The organism is Anabaena sp. CS-542/02, from assembly GCF_028331085.1.
GTDB classification, from domain to species: domain Bacteria; phylum Cyanobacteriota; class Cyanobacteriia; order Cyanobacteriales; family Nostocaceae; genus Anabaenopsis; species Anabaenopsis arnoldii.
This window is the reverse complement of record NZ_JAQMTM010000092.1, coordinates 20,335-34,079: the sequence shown is the minus strand read 5'-3', so window position 1 is coordinate 34,079 and position 13,745 is coordinate 20,335. Positions and strand designations below refer to the sequence as shown.

Sequence of the window (13,745 nt, the reverse complement as noted above, 5' to 3'; positions counted from 1 at the left end):
GGATATACCCTAAGTGGTGTGATTAATTACCATGTTATACATTAATCCACTTTGGGTAAGTTTAGATCCCCGACTTCTCACATAATGAGAAATACCCTGGGATAATTTAGCTAGAAGTCTACTAGATCCCCGACTTCTCACATAATCAGAGATAACCTACCATAACTTAGCTAGAAGTCTACTAGATCCCCGACTTCTCACATAATCAGAGATAACCTACCATAACTTAGCTAGAAGTCGGGTATCTGTGGGTATCACAATAAAATCAAGTCCCCTCCCCTTACAAGGGGAGGGTTAGGGTGGGGTAAAACAATATTTTATACATTATTCATAAGTTTTCCAACATCCTCTTAAACCCAAAGGTTCCTAAGGTGTTTGGGTTTTAGGAATGATCCCCAGCTTCTGCTGCTGCTGCTAGTCTTTCCATGACGGTTCTACCAATGATGGCTACTTCATTTAATGGCATGGTTTTAATCTGCTTTACCATCTGGGTTACATCTGTTGATTGTGGCATGGGCTTGACACCAATATAATGGAGCAGTTCTTCCATGGTGTAGCCGGCTTTGTTGGCGATGTTGGCTAAGTTCTCTGTGTCTGGGATCGATTCTCCTTTTTCCCACAGTTGCACTGCAGTAGCAGAAACACCAAGGAGTTTACCAAAACCCCTCTGACTCATGGGGCCACGAGCCATTTTTACTACTTCTATGAGTTTTTGTCTAGCTGCTAAGTCCACTACTATAATATTTCTTTGACTACACTTACCAGTTTACATATTTTATTGATTTAGACATTTACAATTTTCGTGAGCAATGATACTCTTAATTTAGAATTGTTATTTTTAAGTTTAACTGCAAGATAAATATATAACCTGATCAAATCAAGTAGAAGGGTGCATATGTTCCGCAGTCTACGCCGAGTTAAAAAGTATCGCCGCCCAGGTAGTAACCTGATCGCAGCGAAGAATATCAAACCCCATGAATGGAAGATTTCACACGCAGAAGTTAAGGAAGCGCTGAAACACAAGGGCTGTGAGGTGAAGGAGGTCAAGAAAATCCGTTATCTCAAGCATCAGGTGTGTATTTCCTTCTGGGATGCTAAGGGGAACGTGTGCAGTAGCTTTTTCAGCTATCGGATTTTTACCCGTTGGCAAACCACTGTGGAGAGGTTAATTGAGTCCTGTGATAACCTCCTGGAATGGCGGCGGTTAAATCAGACTATGCGCTACGAATTTGTGTATTACGAGTATCTGGCGGAAATGGAAAAGGCACTCAGAACTGCCTTAGAAAACCGCTTGTATGCGTTAAGAGCTACATTAGAAATAGCGGTTTTCCATGAGAGTTAACGGCTAAAAGTTAGTTAGAGGTAGCATTTGCTAACTCTGCCAGGCGTTCTTGCTGGTCTTGAGAGATACAAGATTGAATGAGTATCTCTAATTCACCTTCCAAGACGGGATTAAGTGAGTAGTTCTGTCCTAGGCGGTGGTCGGTAACACGGTTATCTTTATAGTTGTAAGTACGGATTTTCTCGGAGCGTGATCCTGTACCAACTTGAGATCGCCGCATGGAAGTGACAGCTTCTTGCTGCTCCCGTAACTTAATTTCGTACAGTTTAGCCCGGAGGATTTGCATCGCCCGTTCTTTGTTTTGCAATTGACTACGTTCTTCTGTGCAGAAAATACGGATACCAGTGGGTTTGTGGTACAGGTCGGCTGCGGTTTCTACCTTGTTAACGTTTTGTCCCCCAGCACCACCAGAACGAGCGGTGGTGAGTTCAATATCTTTGGGATCAATGTGAATTTCCACATCATCCACTTCTGGCATAATAGCGACGGTGGCGGTGGAGGTGTGAACCCGTCCTCCAGCTTCTGTAGCTGGTACACGCTGTACACGATGGACTCCCGCTTCAAATTTCAGCTGACTGTAAACGCTATCGCCCTGAATTTCCAGGATAACTTCTTTGAAGCCCCCCATTTCACCGAGGGATTCGCTGACGAGTTTGACTCTCCAGCCTTGGAGGTCGGCATAGCGGGAGTACATACGCAGTAAATCACCCGCCCAGATACTGGCTTCATCGCCGCCGGTACCGGCGCGAATTTCCAACATGATATTTTTATCATCGTTAGGGTCGCGGGGTAAGAGTAAAACCTTGAGGCGAGTTTCTAGGTGTTCGAGTTTTGCTTCTAGTTCCTTAACTTCCAGGGATGCCATTTGTTGCAACTCTGGGTCACCGTTGGACTCTTTGAGGACTTGACGCGCCCCTACTAAGTCTGTGGTAGCAGTTTTCCAAGTTTCGTAGGTATTGACTGTTTCTTCTAGGGAAGAACGAGACTTGGCAATTTTTTGATACTCATCTGGGTTTTTGGCGGTATCGGGGTCACCCAGACGACGGGTTAATTCATGAAATGTTTGTTCAACAGATTTGAGTTTCTCTAACAGGTATGTTTCAGCCATGACGAATGCGATCGCTCCTTAAAAATAACTAGGCTCGGCAAAAAATGACAAGCGACCCAGCAGTTACCGGGTCGTCGTTAACAGCCACAGCCAAGGCGCTACTTTTCTTGGGAATCGCTCTGGGTGGATTTAGTGGTGCTCATGCCGTATTTACGCAAGAAGCGCTCTACGCGACCCTCGGTATCAATCAGCTTCTGAGTACCGGTGTAAAAGGGGTGATTTCCTGACCAAACATCTACGTGTAATTCTGGCTTAGTAGACCCGACGGTCATCACTACTTGACCGTTACAGTAAACTTTAGCCTCTGGATACCATTGGGGATGAATATCAGATTTAGCCATGTTTTTGTCGTTAACCTATATTAATTATAACTTTTAGTGGAGAGTTGATCCGGGGGAATTGGGGCAGATTGTGTGCTATCCCTAATGACCAATTCCCATTGATGTGTTTAACGTTTGGAGTACTGAGGTGCTTTCCGGGCTTTGTGTAAACCATATTTTTTCCGTTCCTTTGCCCGGGGGTCGCGGGTCAAGTAGCCCTCGATTTTCAAAGGTGGGCGGTTATCTGGGTCGAGTTGACACAGGGCCCGAGCTACACCTAAACGAATAGAATCAGCTTGTCCTGTGAGTCCGCCGCCTTCAGCTTTGACTAAAATGTCATATTCGTTTTCCAGTCCCAGGGTTTCTAGAGGATTTCTAATGACTCCTAGGTAATTGGCGTTGAATTGAAAGTACAATTCTCCATCCTTACCGTTGACAGTCAATTTACCTTCACCGGGAACCAATCTCACCCGTGCTACTGCGGACTTGCGACGACCGGTACCCCAGTACATGGCGCGACCGCTATTAGTTTGTGCTACTGTCATTAATTTTCTCCGGGAATTGTATTAATTGTGAGTTCTTTGGGTTTTTGGGCGGTATGGGGATGAGTCGGACCAGCGTAAACCTTGAGTTTAGTGAACAACTGCTTACCCAGGCTATTTTTAGGTAGCATACCTTTAACGGCGTGTTCTACAATGCGTTCTGGTAGGCGCTGTTGCAGTTTGGCAAAGGTTTCTGTTTTCATCCCCCCGGGGCGGCCGGAATGGCGACGGTAAAGTTTTTGGCTGCGCTTTTTCCCTGTGACTGCTACTTTTTCAGCATTAACAACAATAACAAAGTCACCGGTGTCCATGTGGGGGGTGAATTGGGGTTTGTTTTTGCCTCTGAGAATCATGGCGATTTCGCTAGCCAGGCGGCCGAGGCGTTTATCGGTGGCATCTACTACGTACCACTCACGCTCAAGGGATGCTTGAGGAGGAAGGTATGTTTTTGTGGTCATGATAGTTTTGTTTTATGAGAGTGGTGTGGAATTGAGATCAAGGTGATCTGTTAGGGGATATTCTAGGGGAATATTTGTGGGAAACACCAATTTGGGCTGGGTTTCATACCAAATATCCGGGGTAAAGGGGAACTCTGGGTAGCCAACTCTTAATAAACACAAACCCTGGGGAGGGGCGGCGTGTTTGACTTTTTCCCGGCTCTCTGTTTTCCAGACTTCGGTAAAGCTAGCCAGTGTCAGCTTGCCGGAGCCTACTTGTGCTAGCATCCCTACTAACAGCCGTACCATGCCATACAAAAATCCATTGGCCTGAATTTCAATATGAATAAATGGCCCACTGCGATGACATTCTGCGGCTTGCACTTCTACCCAGGAATGCTGGCGCTTGGAACCGGCTCGGTGAAACGCGGCTAAATGATGTTTCCCTATCAGCGGTGCGAGGGCAGCTTGGATTAAGCATTCATCCAGGGGTGCATAATAATAATGCCAACTGAAGGGTCCAACGAACAAGTTGGGCCGAGCTTCAGTATATATCGTATAGCGATACCGCCGATATGCGGCACTAAATCGGGCGTGCCAATGATGATCTACACTCGCTGCAGCCCTAATGAGTATATCTTGGGGCAGGTAGCTGTTGAGGATTGATGCCCACTTGTGGGGTGGGATGAATCCTGTGGCTTCAAAATGGGCTACTTGGGCAGCTGCATGGACTCCCGCATCGGTTCGCCCGGCACCATGGAGGGTGACATGAAACCCTTGTACCTGAGCGATCGCTGTTTCGATTTCTTCTTGAACTGTACGATGCTGCTTTTGTCTTTGCCAGCCGTGAAAATGAGTGCCTAAGTATTGAATTACTAAGGCGACTCGATGGGTTGGCGTAGGAACCGGTTGGCTTTCTAACATACAGGTTTTGTCTGTTGGTCTGGTATCTGACCCATGACCAATGACTAATGAACTAGACTAGCTCGATGATTGCCATTTGCGCCTGATCTCCCCGGCGGTTAACGGTATGCAGGATGCGGGTATAACCCCCGTTGCGATTACCGTACCGAGTTGGGGCTTGCTCAAATAAAGCATGAACTAGTTGCTTGTCGTAGATGTACCCCAGGGCTTCCCGACGTGCTGCTAAGGAGCCGTCTTTGGCTAGGGTAATCATTTTATCTACTTCGCTGCGAACAACTTTAGCGCGGATTAAAGTTGTGGTGATGCGACCATGACGGATCAGCTCTGTGGATAGCGATCGCAACAGGGCGCGCCGCTGGTCGGCTGGTTTACTGAGTTTTTTGACTCGACAACGATGACGCATAATAAATGAGTAAAAATTTGGGTTTAACTAACTGTGTTTAGAGCCTCTTTCTGGGGACAGGGTAATGCCTAAACGGCGCTGTAAAGCTTCCACTACCTCTTCTGCTGATTTTTGACCGAAGTTTTTAATTTCTAACAGGTCTTCTTGGGTGAAATCCAACAGGTCTGCCACGGAGTTGACTTGTGCGCGTTTGAGACAGTTATAAGCCCGTACAGAAAGTTGCAGTTCTTCAATGGGAATTTGGGCGGTGGGATCTTCTGGGACTTCAGCGCCTGTTTCTGTGGGCTCTAGTGAGATATCTTTCAATGGATTGAATAGCTCTACTAGAATACCAGCTGCTGAGGATAGTGCTTCTTGGGGCGAGATACTGCCATTTGTCCAAACTTCTAACAGCAAGCGGTCTTTGGTAATTGAGCTATCCCCACGAGCTTCTTCTACACTATAGTTAACTTTCCGCACTGGCATAAATACCGAGTCAATTTGCAGAAAGTCTAAGGAGGTGGCTTCTTCGCGCCCTCGCTCTACTGTGCGATAACCTTTTCCTTTCTCAATGCGAAATTCCATTTCCAGTTTGCCACCCTCTGCTAGGGTAGCGACGTACTGGGTGGGGTCTATGACTTCTACTTCGCTGGGCAAATCAAAATGTGCCACAGTGACTGTTGCTGGACCATTAACAAGTAATCTGCCAATCTGGGGTTGAGATGAGTAGCTTCTGAGGATTACTTCCTTCATTTTCATGAGGATTTCCAGCACGTCTTCCCGCACACCGGGAACTGTGGCAAACTCGTGGGTTACACCGGCAATTCTCACTGCTGTAACTGCTGTCCCCTCTAGATTCGACAGTAAAACCCGCCGCAGCGCGTTGCCAACTGTTGTTCCTTGACCACGCTCTAGAGGTTCCAGCACAAATTTACTATAATGGCTCCGACTTTCCTCTGTATTAGACTCTACACATTCAATTTGAAACTGCGCCACGGATTAGCCTCCCTTCTTTAAGGTGCTGCTAGCAGGCAAATCAATTGCCTCGTTGAATTTAGTTTTCCTTCCCTAGCTTTGTGGAGCCAGGTAGATTTAACTGCCGTTAAAAAGTGGCAGTATGGTATCCTCGCCCTATCTATGGGGAGATGATTATTTATTTTGGGTGCTCTGAACTTTAGCAGCCCCTCCCGTCAGGAAGAGCTGACTTGCTTCACAGTGGACTCCTCCCTGGCACCGCTGGGGTTGGGGGTAGGGTTTGAGAAACAGTTTGGACACTAAATATTATTTAAACTCGGCGGCGCTTGGGCGGACGGCAACCATTGTGAGGAATGGGGGTGATGTCCCGAATCAGGGTAATTTCTAGTCCGGCTCCTTGGATGGCGCGAATGGCGGTTTCTCTCCCTGCTCCCGGTCCACTAACCATGACTTCAATTTGCCGCATTCCTTGGTCTATAGCCCTACGGGCTGCACTTTCCGCTGCTGTTTGTGCTGCAAAGGGGGTTCCTTTTTTGGCTCCCTTAAAACCGCTAGAGCCAGCACTAGCCCAGGAAATCACGTCGCCATTTTGATCTGTAATGGTGACAATGCTATTGTTGAAAGTAGACTGGATGTAGGCCATGCCATTGGGTACGTTGCGCTTTTGCTTTTTGCTGCCGCCTTTTTTCGTTGGTTGTCTTGCCATATTTTTTTAGTTAATCCTAGGTACAACTTGCTTTGATCTGCCGGGGTTAAAGGTTTATTTGCCTGGAGCCTTCTTCTTACCGGCCACTGTCTGCCTTCTCCCCCTGCGGGTTCTAGCATTAGTGCGAGTTCTTTGACCTCTGACTGGTAAGCCCATGCGGTGGCGACGACCGCGGTAGCAACCAATATCAATCAAGCGCTTGATGTTCATGGCTTCTAAGCGCCGCAAGTCACCTTCTACTTGATAGTTGCTTTCTATTTCGCCGCGCAGGGCTGCCACTTCAGCATCACTTAGGTCTTTAACACGGGTATCTGGATTTACACCTGTAGCGGCTAAAATTTCCAGAGACCTTGTTAACCCAATGCCGTAAATATAAGTCAGACCAACTTCAACGCGCTTATCACGTGGAAGGTCTACCCCGGAAATACGTGCCACAATTATTTTCTCCCTATGGTTATCGCAGTTGCTATGACAAAGACTTAATTAATTAACTTTGTCGTTTTTTATGGTGATTAATCTGTATTTTCACTCCTTGATGTGTGAGAGTGTTAGCCTTGGCGTTGTTTGTGTTTGGGATTGACGCAAATCACCATCACGCGACCGCGACGGCGGATCACGTTGCATTTTTCACACATTTTCTTGACTGAGGCTCGAACTTTCATGCCTTTTCTAATTGACTCCAAATAGTAAATTATAGCATTTTTAGGGAATTTAATTCAGTTAATTAATGGGGGATAACCCAAAAAGATGGTTTTATGGTAAGATTTTGGAGGTATAGCTATTTCTTCCGCAGTCTATAGGTGATTCTGCCTTTTGAAAGGTCGTAGGGAGTTAACTCAACTTTGACGCGATCGCCAGGTAAAATCTTGATGTAATTACGGCGAATCTTACCGGAAATGTGTGCCAAGACATTAAATCCATTATCCAAGTCAACACGAAACATCGCATTGGGGAGGGATTCAGTGACAGTGCCTTCCATTTCAATCAAATCTTGCTTAGACAATTTGTTTTTTCCTCAATTCAACAATCTCCTATTGATACAGTTGCAGCACTGGGTCTGCAAAAGAACATATTTTGAGAAATATATCAATAGTTTATTAATATATCTTAGCTAAAATTGTCTAGCATCTTAGCCATAGGGGCGAGAGACGCGACGAATCGCGTCCTGGCGGGGGAGTGAGTGGTGATTTCCCCCCACTGCTCAGGCTATGAAGTGACCATGTGGCGCAATTGCTCAGTGACTTCTTCTTGGGACTGATGGCCATTGACCGTGACTAATTTTTGGCGATCGCGATAATAGTCAATCAATGGTGCTGTTTGAGTGCGGTAAACATCTAAACGGTGACGAATTACCTCCTCGGTATCATCTTTTCGTCCTCTAGCGAGTAACCGTGCGACCACCACATCATCCGGAGCATCAAGATTAACAACCCGCTGGTCACCCTGATGAGTTTGTGCGAGCAACTGCTCGAGAAAAACCGCTTGTGTGACCTTGCGGGGAAACCCATCAAGAATCCAACCAGACTTGACATCCGGTTGGACAAAGCGCTCCTGCACCAAGTCCTGGACCAACTGGTCGGGTACTAAATCGCCCCGATTGACATAACCTTGAGCCTTAATTCCCAAAGGAGTTTGCTCTTGCATAGCGTGCCTTAATATATCCCCAGTAGAAATGTGGGGAATATTCAAGTCTGCCGCCAAAACTTGAGATTGAGTACCCTTACCAGAGCCAGGTGGTCCCAAGAAAATTAATCGCGTCACTATTGTTTCACCATTCCTTCATAACGCTGAGATATCACGTAAGTTTGGACTTGTTTAGCCGTATCAATTGCCACACCTACCAGAATTAGCAAAGAGGTAGCACCCAAACCTCGAAAAGTAGGGACTCCTAGAGCACTTTCCACAGCCGTGGGAATAATAGCGACAAATCCCAAAAATATCGCCCCTAAAAAAGTCAGTCGATTAATCACACGCTCAAGATACTCACTGGTAGCCTTACCGGGACGAATACCGGGAATACTAGATCCCATTTTCTTCAAATTCTGAGCCACATCAACTGGATTAACAATCAAAGAAGAGTAGAAATAACTGAAGAAAATAATTGACACCAAGTAGACCAGAGCATAAACCCAAGCCCCGGAACCCCCAGGATTGAGATAAGTGTTGACAATGTTAGCTATGTCAGGATTTCTGGTGAAATTAGCGATTAAAAGTGGCAGACTAAGAATTGCGGCTGCAAAAATAATCGGCATTACCCCCCCGGAATTGAGCCGCAGGGGTAAATAACTACGCTGCTCTGCCAATACTCGACGACCGACTTGACGACGGGCGGAAATAATGGGGATGCGGCGGATACCTTCCTGAACGAAAACAATCCCCACAATAGTAGCCAGGAATACCAGAACTAGGACAATAACGCGTCCGACAGTTTCTCTACCGCCAACTTGTACCAAGTCAATGGTATCGCCTAAAGCCTTTGGTAACGAAGCGACAATATTGACAAAAATCAACAATGATGCTCCATTACCAAGTCCGCGTTCTGTAATCAGTTCTGATGCCCACATAACAAACATAGAACCAGCCGTGAGAGCGATGGCTGTTTCTGCGACAAACAAAAGCCCGGGATTCAAAGCAAATTGCTGGAGGAACAATGCCGAAAAAGCGACACTCTGAATAGTTGCCCAAACTACCGTGACATAGCGTGTAATTTGGGAAATTTTCCGGCGGCCTTGCTCACCTTCGTTTTTCTGTAAATTTTCTAAAGATGGAATTGCCGCGGTGAGTAATTGGATAATAATGGAGGCATTGATAAAAGGTAATATCCCCAAGGCAAAGATGCCCAAAGTGGAAAGTCCCCGTCCAGAAAAGATATCCAATAAACCGAATACGGCATTGTTGCTAGATATAGCTGCGGCGAACCTGGCTCTATCAAGACCAGGTACCGGCAAAAATATACCCAGGCGAACCAAAATTAAAATACCGACGGTGACAAGCAGCCTACCTCTGAGTCCGGCTGCTTGGGCCATCTGCATAAAAGTTTCTTGAGCCGTTGGGGCTTTTTCTCGACTGATCATAGAATGCTACCTCTATAGTGAACCGGGGGCTGGCAGCGATCTAGAGATGGAAGCTAGGGAATAATGTATTCCCTTATACCACTTCACAGCTACCACCAGCCGCCTCAATTTTGCTACGAGCTTGTCCTGTAAAAGCTGCTGCTTGTACCTTGAGGGATACATTCAATTCACCGTTGCCCAAGATTTTCAATGGGCCTTTAGCAGCAGTGATAATTCCCGCAGCTTTGAGAGAAGTTAAAGTTACTTCTGTATTAGCAGGAAGAGAAGCGAGCTTATCTACATTAATCGTAGTGTAAATTTTCCGATTCACAATCGGAAAGCCCTTAAGCTTAGGTAAGCGGCGGTACAATGGTTGCTGACCACCTTCAAAACCTGGTCTGGTACTGCTACCGGAACGAGATTTTTGACCTCTCATACCCAACCCAGCGCTAGCGCCTTGACCAGCGGAAATACCTCTAGCTACACGACGGCGGCGTTTTTTTGAACCTTTTTGGGGCTTAACATCGTTGAGTCTCATGATGTAATTAGTTATTTTTTAGAGCTTCACTATTGACCGATCAATGTTGAGGGCTTGCTTAAACTGTCAGCAAGCCATTAACCGTTAACCATTCTAAATGTAGAGTTTTTCAATAGGAATACCGCGATCTTCGGCTACTTCAGAAAAAGTACGGAGTGTAGATAAGGCATTCACTGCGGCTCTAGCATTGTTGAGGGGGTTATTGGAACCAAGTTGCTTGGCCAAGATGTTACGAACTCCTGCCAATTCCAGTACAGTCCGCACAGCACCACCAGCAATTACCCCGGTACCGGGTGCTGCTGGGCGCATCATCACCTTAGCACCGCCACCCACACCATCAATAGGATGGGGGATGGAGTTAGATTTAGTCATAGGAATGTCAATCAGGTGTTTTTTGCCATCGGCCACGCCTTTTTTGACAGCGCCAATGACATCTGAAGCTTTGCCGACTCCGACACCGACTTGGCCACGTTCATTACCGACGACGACGATGGCGCGGAAGCTGAGTTTTTTACCTCCCTTAACGACCTTGCTCACCCGGCGGATTTGGATGACTCGCTCTTGCCAGTTAGTTTCTTCTTTTTTTGTGCGGTTAGCCTTACGACGACCAGTTGCCATAATCAAATGCTCTCTATTAGTCAGTTGTCATTAGAAATCTAAACCAGCTTCGCGTGCTGCATCAGCTAGGGCTTTGACACGACCATGATATAAGTTGCCACCGCGATCAAAGACTACTTTGGTGATTCCTTTTTCCAACAATCGCACTGCTACCAATTTGCCGACTTGGGCTGATGCCTCACAAGTAGCACCTGTAGCCAAATTCGATTTCAACTCTGGTTCGACGGTGGAGGCTGCTACTAAGGTGTGATGCTTGGTGTCATCAATTACTTGAGCGTAAATATGTTCATTGGAACGAAACACGGCTAAACGTGGACGTTCTTGGGTTCCGTGAACTTTACCACGAACGCGGCGATGACGACGCTGTTTTGATTCTCTACGAGTAAGTTTCATTGTTATTTCTTACCACTCTTACCAGTCTTACCAGCTTTGCGTCTGACGGCTTCACCGGCATAACGAATCCCTTTACCTTTGTAGGGTTCTGGGGGGCGAACAGCACGAATTTTGGCGGCTGTATTACCTACTATTTCCTTATCGTAACCACTGACGATGACGTTAGTGTTATTTTCTACAGCAAACTGAACTCCTTCAGGGGGGTCAATCTGCACTTGATGGCTGTAGCCAATATTCAGGACTAGGTTACGTCCTTGAACTTGTGCCCGGTAACCCACACCTTGAATTTCCAGACGACGCTGAAAACCTTGGGAGACTCCCTCCACCATGTTAGCCACTAGGGTACGGCTTAAACCGTGCATTTGCCGAGACGTACGTGTGTCATCGCGACGGGTGACATTTAATGTTTGTCCTTCTTGGGAGACAACGACATTAGTAGGCAATGTCCGTGAAAGTTGGCCTTTGGGTCCTTTCACTAAAACTTGGCTACCATCAATTGTCACTTCCACTTTGGCGGGAATAGTAATTGGACGTTTACCAATACGAGACATGATTCTTGGTCCTTTATCTTCAGTCCTGACCCTGGGGGTAATGACTACCAAACATAGCAAAGTACTTCACCACCCAGGCTCTGACGACGGGCTTCGCGGTCAGTCATAATGCCACTGGATGTAGAAATAATGGCAATGCCGATGCCACCTAGTACCCGGGGTAATTCTTTTCTATTGGAGTAAACGCGCAAACCCGGTTTACTGACTCGTTTCAAAGCGGTAATTAAAGGCTGACGGTTTTTACCCTTATATTTGAGTGAAATCACCAAATTGCGTTTAATCCCTTCTCCTGCTTCTACAACTTCAGCAACAAAGCCTTCCTCTTGTAGTACCTTGGCAATACTACGAGTCATTTTTGTGGCTGGCACTTGTGTAGTTTGATGCCTTGCCAGGTTGGCATTGCGGATGCGCGTGAGCATATCTGCAACTGTATCGTTAGCTGCCATCGTTCCCTCTTTAGATGAACTTATTGATCGCGAAAGGGCATTCCCATTTCTTTAAGTAAGGCGCGACCCTCTTCGTCGTTTTTCGCCGTTGTGATGATGGAAATATCCATCCCACGGATTTGATCGATACTGTCGTACTCGACCTCTGGAAAAATTAGCTGTTCTCTAACACCCATGGTGTAGTTACCGCGACCATCGAAGCTTTTAGGACTGATGCCGCGAAAGTCTCTAATTCTGGGCAGTGATAAGCTAACTAATCGGTCAAGAAAAGCGTACATCCGTTCGCTTCTGAGGGTTACCATAATGCCAACAGGCATACCCTGACGAATTTTAAAGCCGGCGATCGCCTTTTTCGCCCGAGTCACCACTGGTTTTTGACCAGTAATCAGGGCAATTTCATTTAAAGACGCTTCTAGCGCCTTGGCATTTTGAGCCGCTTCCCCCAAACCGCGGTTAACAGTAATTTTCACTAACTTCGGTACTTGATGAACGTTAGTGTACTGAAACTGATTCATCAGTTTAGGGACGATGGTTTCTTGATATAAACCTTTGAGTCTTGGTGTTGCCATAGTTATTTATCTGTATCCCTGGGCTTTGTCAGGGAGGCCTTGTGAATTGCTGATGGGTTTCTTCTGGTAGAAAAACAGCAGTGATTCTCTTTATTTATCGAGAATTTCACCTGTTTTTTTGAGCATTCTCACCTTTTTACCTTCTGCTGTAAAGGTGTAGCAAACACGACTTGTAACGTTTTGCTTAGTAGAATAGAGCATGACATTGGAACTATGGATAGGAAATTCCTGAGTGACGATGCGACCTGATTCTCCTTCTTGCTGGGGTTTGACGTGCTTAGTCTTGATATTGACACCTTTAATCAGGACTTTACTCAGTTGGGGTAGTGCTTTGACCACTTCACCAACTTTGCCTTTGTCCTTACCGGCAATTACTTGGACAGTGTCGCCAGTTTTGACGTGCATTTTATGAAATACTTTGGCTTTTTCCTTGGGGTTTGCCATTACAGCACCTCCGGAGCCAGAGAAACGATTTTGGTGAAGCTTTTATCGCGTAATTCCCGAGCTACCGGTCCAAAGACCCGTGTACCTCTGGGATTGCCGTCCTTGTTGATGATCACCGCGGCGTTATCATCAAAGCGAATAGTCATACCACTATCCCGGCGGATGTTATGACGGGTACGGACAATCACTGCTTGTATGACATCGGATTTTTTCACAGCCATGTTGGGGATGGCATCTTTAACAACGGCGATAATCTTGTCGCCGATGAAACCATAACGCCTGTTGCCTGCACCTAATACACGGATGCACATAATTTTTTTGGCACCGCTATTATCTGCCACAGTGAGGTAGGTCTGGGGTTGAATCACAATTAATCTCCCTTTTGGAGTTTAGATTA

At 46.3% G+C, this 13,745-nt stretch carries 23 protein-coding genes; 1 reads left to right on the top strand and 22 read right to left on the bottom strand.

Annotated features, from left to right (window positions below; all coding sequences use genetic code 11):
* Positions 1–382: 382 nt before the first annotated feature.
* Complete coding sequence (locus PN447_RS10945) at positions 383–733, bottom strand: helix-turn-helix domain-containing protein (protein WP_271763037.1); 351 nt, start codon at positions 731–733, stop codon at positions 383–385.
* 162 nt (positions 734–895) lie between these two features.
* Between PN447_RS10945 and PN447_RS10940 the strand changes: the two genes are divergently transcribed.
* Positions 896–1,342 (top strand): hypothetical protein, encoded by a 447-nt coding sequence (locus PN447_RS10940; protein WP_271763034.1) that lies wholly within the window; start codon positions 896–898, stop codon positions 1,340–1,342.
* A gap of 10 nt (positions 1,343–1,352) precedes the next feature.
* Here the strand turns inward: PN447_RS10940 and prfA are convergent, their stop codons facing one another.
* From prfA to rplN, 21 genes are all read right to left on the bottom strand, one after another.
* Positions 1,353–2,450, bottom strand: coding sequence for a peptide chain release factor 1 (gene prfA, locus PN447_RS10935; RefSeq protein ID WP_271763031.1), 1,098 nt, complete (start codon positions 2,448–2,450; stop codon positions 1,353–1,355).
* A gap of 98 nt (positions 2,451–2,548) precedes the next feature.
* Complete coding sequence (gene rpmE, locus PN447_RS10930) at positions 2,549–2,791, bottom strand: 50S ribosomal protein L31 (protein WP_271732189.1); 243 nt, start codon at positions 2,789–2,791, stop codon at positions 2,549–2,551.
* A 107-nt stretch (positions 2,792–2,898) separates the two neighbouring features.
* Complete coding sequence (rpsI, locus tag PN447_RS10925; protein ID WP_271763030.1) at positions 2,899–3,315, bottom strand: 30S ribosomal protein S9; 417 nt, start codon at positions 3,313–3,315, stop codon at positions 2,899–2,901.
* Complete coding sequence (gene rplM / locus PN447_RS10920; RefSeq protein ID WP_271763028.1) at positions 3,315–3,770, bottom strand: 50S ribosomal protein L13; 456 nt, start codon at positions 3,768–3,770, stop codon at positions 3,315–3,317. Before rplM ends, rpsI begins: the two co-directional genes overlap by 1 nt.
* Before the next feature lie 12 nt (positions 3,771–3,782).
* The gene (gene truA / locus PN447_RS10915) at positions 3,783–4,673 is read right to left on the bottom strand and encodes a tRNA pseudouridine(38-40) synthase TruA (RefSeq protein ID WP_271763026.1); all 891 of its coding nucleotides are present in this window, start codon (positions 4,671–4,673) and stop codon (positions 3,783–3,785) included.
* Between the two features lie 52 nt (positions 4,674–4,725).
* Positions 4,726–5,076: a 50S ribosomal protein L17 gene (gene rplQ / locus PN447_RS10910; protein ID WP_271763025.1), complete on the bottom strand. Its 351-nt coding sequence runs from the start codon at positions 5,074–5,076 to the stop codon at positions 4,726–4,728.
* Positions 5,077–5,103: 27 nt separating this feature from the next.
* Positions 5,104–6,051: a DNA-directed RNA polymerase subunit alpha gene (locus PN447_RS10905; protein WP_271763024.1), complete on the bottom strand. Its 948-nt coding sequence runs from the start codon at positions 6,049–6,051 to the stop codon at positions 5,104–5,106.
* Between the two features lie 289 nt (positions 6,052–6,340).
* Positions 6,341–6,736, bottom strand: a complete 396-nt coding sequence (rpsK, locus tag PN447_RS10900; RefSeq protein ID WP_271732200.1) for a 30S ribosomal protein S11 — start codon at positions 6,734–6,736, stop codon at positions 6,341–6,343.
* Positions 6,737–6,790: 54 nt separating this feature from the next.
* Positions 6,791–7,171: a 30S ribosomal protein S13 gene (gene rpsM, locus PN447_RS10895; protein WP_271732201.1), complete on the bottom strand. Its 381-nt coding sequence runs from the start codon at positions 7,169–7,171 to the stop codon at positions 6,791–6,793.
* Positions 7,172–7,284: 113 nt separating this feature from the next.
* Positions 7,285–7,398 (bottom strand): 50S ribosomal protein L36, encoded by a 114-nt coding sequence (rpmJ, locus tag PN447_RS10890; protein ID WP_006196723.1) that lies wholly within the window; start codon positions 7,396–7,398, stop codon positions 7,285–7,287.
* Positions 7,399–7,514: 116 nt separating this feature from the next.
* The gene (infA, locus tag PN447_RS10885) at positions 7,515–7,739 is read right to left on the bottom strand and encodes a translation initiation factor IF-1 (protein ID WP_006196724.1); all 225 of its coding nucleotides are present in this window, start codon (positions 7,737–7,739) and stop codon (positions 7,515–7,517) included.
* Between the two features lie 203 nt (positions 7,740–7,942).
* Positions 7,943–8,497, bottom strand: a complete 555-nt coding sequence (locus PN447_RS10880) for an adenylate kinase (protein ID WP_271763021.1) — start codon at positions 8,495–8,497, stop codon at positions 7,943–7,945.
* The gene (gene secY / locus PN447_RS10875; RefSeq protein WP_271763020.1) at positions 8,497–9,810 is read right to left on the bottom strand and encodes a preprotein translocase subunit SecY; all 1,314 of its coding nucleotides are present in this window, start codon (positions 9,808–9,810) and stop codon (positions 8,497–8,499) included. Before secY ends, PN447_RS10880 begins: the two co-directional genes overlap by 1 nt.
* Before the next feature lie 73 nt (positions 9,811–9,883).
* Positions 9,884–10,327 carry a 50S ribosomal protein L15 gene (rplO, locus tag PN447_RS10870; protein ID WP_271763019.1) on the bottom strand — a complete coding sequence of 148 codons (444 nt, stop codon included), beginning with the start codon at positions 10,325–10,327 and terminating at the stop codon, positions 9,884–9,886.
* 93 nt (positions 10,328–10,420) lie between these two features.
* Positions 10,421–10,945 (bottom strand): 30S ribosomal protein S5, encoded by a 525-nt coding sequence (gene rpsE / locus PN447_RS10865; RefSeq protein ID WP_271732207.1) that lies wholly within the window; start codon positions 10,943–10,945, stop codon positions 10,421–10,423.
* Between the two features lie 30 nt (positions 10,946–10,975).
* Positions 10,976–11,338, bottom strand: a complete 363-nt coding sequence (gene rplR / locus PN447_RS10860; protein ID WP_271732209.1) for a 50S ribosomal protein L18 — start codon at positions 11,336–11,338, stop codon at positions 10,976–10,978.
* 2 nt (positions 11,339–11,340) lie between these two features.
* A complete protein-coding gene (gene rplF / locus PN447_RS10855) occupies positions 11,341–11,889 on the bottom strand; it encodes a 50S ribosomal protein L6 (protein WP_271763018.1) in 549 nt (182 codons plus the stop codon).
* A gap of 44 nt (positions 11,890–11,933) precedes the next feature.
* Positions 11,934–12,335, bottom strand: coding sequence for a 30S ribosomal protein S8 (rpsH, locus tag PN447_RS10850; protein WP_200989445.1), 402 nt, complete (start codon positions 12,333–12,335; stop codon positions 11,934–11,936).
* A gap of 20 nt (positions 12,336–12,355) precedes the next feature.
* Positions 12,356–12,904 (bottom strand): 50S ribosomal protein L5, encoded by a 549-nt coding sequence (gene rplE / locus PN447_RS10845; RefSeq protein ID WP_271732211.1) that lies wholly within the window; start codon positions 12,902–12,904, stop codon positions 12,356–12,358.
* 90 nt (positions 12,905–12,994) lie between these two features.
* Positions 12,995–13,348, bottom strand: a complete 354-nt coding sequence (gene rplX / locus PN447_RS10840) for a 50S ribosomal protein L24 (protein ID WP_271732212.1) — start codon at positions 13,346–13,348, stop codon at positions 12,995–12,997.
* Entirely contained in the window at positions 13,348–13,716 is a 369-nt protein-coding gene (gene rplN / locus PN447_RS10835; protein ID WP_271732213.1) for a 50S ribosomal protein L14, read from the bottom strand. Before rplN ends, rplX begins: the two co-directional genes overlap by 1 nt.
* Between the last annotated feature and the right edge of the window lie 29 nt (positions 13,717–13,745).

Coding starts and splice junctions, on each gene's coding strand:
- PN447_RS10940 (WP_271763034.1), top strand. CDS start 896: ATGTTCCGCAGTCTACGCCGAGTTAAAAAGTATCGCCGCCCAGGTAGT.
- prfA (WP_271763031.1), bottom strand. CDS start 2,450: ATGGCTGAAACATACCTGTTAGAGAAACTCAAATCTGTTGAACAAACA.
- rpmE (WP_271732189.1), bottom strand. CDS start 2,791: ATGGCTAAATCTGATATTCATCCCCAATGGTATCCAGAGGCTAAAGTT.
- rpsI (WP_271763030.1), bottom strand. CDS start 3,315: ATGACAGTAGCACAAACTAATAGCGGTCGCGCCATGTACTGGGGTACC.
- rplM (WP_271763028.1), bottom strand. CDS start 3,770: ATGACCACAAAAACATACCTTCCTCCTCAAGCATCCCTTGAGCGTGAG.
- truA (WP_271763026.1), bottom strand. CDS start 4,673: ATGTTAGAAAGCCAACCGGTTCCTACGCCAACCCATCGAGTCGCCTTA.
- rplQ (WP_271763025.1), bottom strand. CDS start 5,076: ATGCGTCATCGTTGTCGAGTCAAAAAACTCAGTAAACCAGCCGACCAG.
- rpsK (WP_271732200.1), bottom strand. CDS start 6,736: ATGGCAAGACAACCAACGAAAAAAGGCGGCAGCAAAAAGCAAAAGCGC.
- rpmJ (WP_006196723.1), bottom strand. CDS start 7,398: ATGAAAGTTCGAGCCTCAGTCAAGAAAATGTGTGAAAAATGCAACGTG.
- secY (WP_271763020.1), bottom strand. CDS start 9,810: ATGATCAGTCGAGAAAAAGCCCCAACGGCTCAAGAAACTTTTATGCAG.
- rplO (WP_271763019.1), bottom strand. CDS start 10,327: ATGAGACTCAACGATGTTAAGCCCCAAAAAGGTTCAAAAAAACGCCGC.
- rpsE (WP_271732207.1), bottom strand. CDS start 10,945: ATGGCAACTGGTCGTCGTAAGGCTAACCGCACAAAAAAAGAAGAAACT.
- rplR (WP_271732209.1), bottom strand. CDS start 11,338: ATGAAACTTACTCGTAGAGAATCAAAACAGCGTCGTCATCGCCGCGTT.
- rplF (WP_271763018.1), bottom strand. CDS start 11,889: ATGTCTCGTATTGGTAAACGTCCAATTACTATTCCCGCCAAAGTGGAA.
- rpsH (WP_200989445.1), bottom strand. CDS start 12,335: ATGGCAGCTAACGATACAGTTGCAGATATGCTCACGCGCATCCGCAAT.
- rplE (WP_271732211.1), bottom strand. CDS start 12,904: ATGGCAACACCAAGACTCAAAGGTTTATATCAAGAAACCATCGTCCCT.
- rplX (WP_271732212.1), bottom strand. CDS start 13,348: ATGGCAAACCCCAAGGAAAAAGCCAAAGTATTTCATAAAATGCACGTC.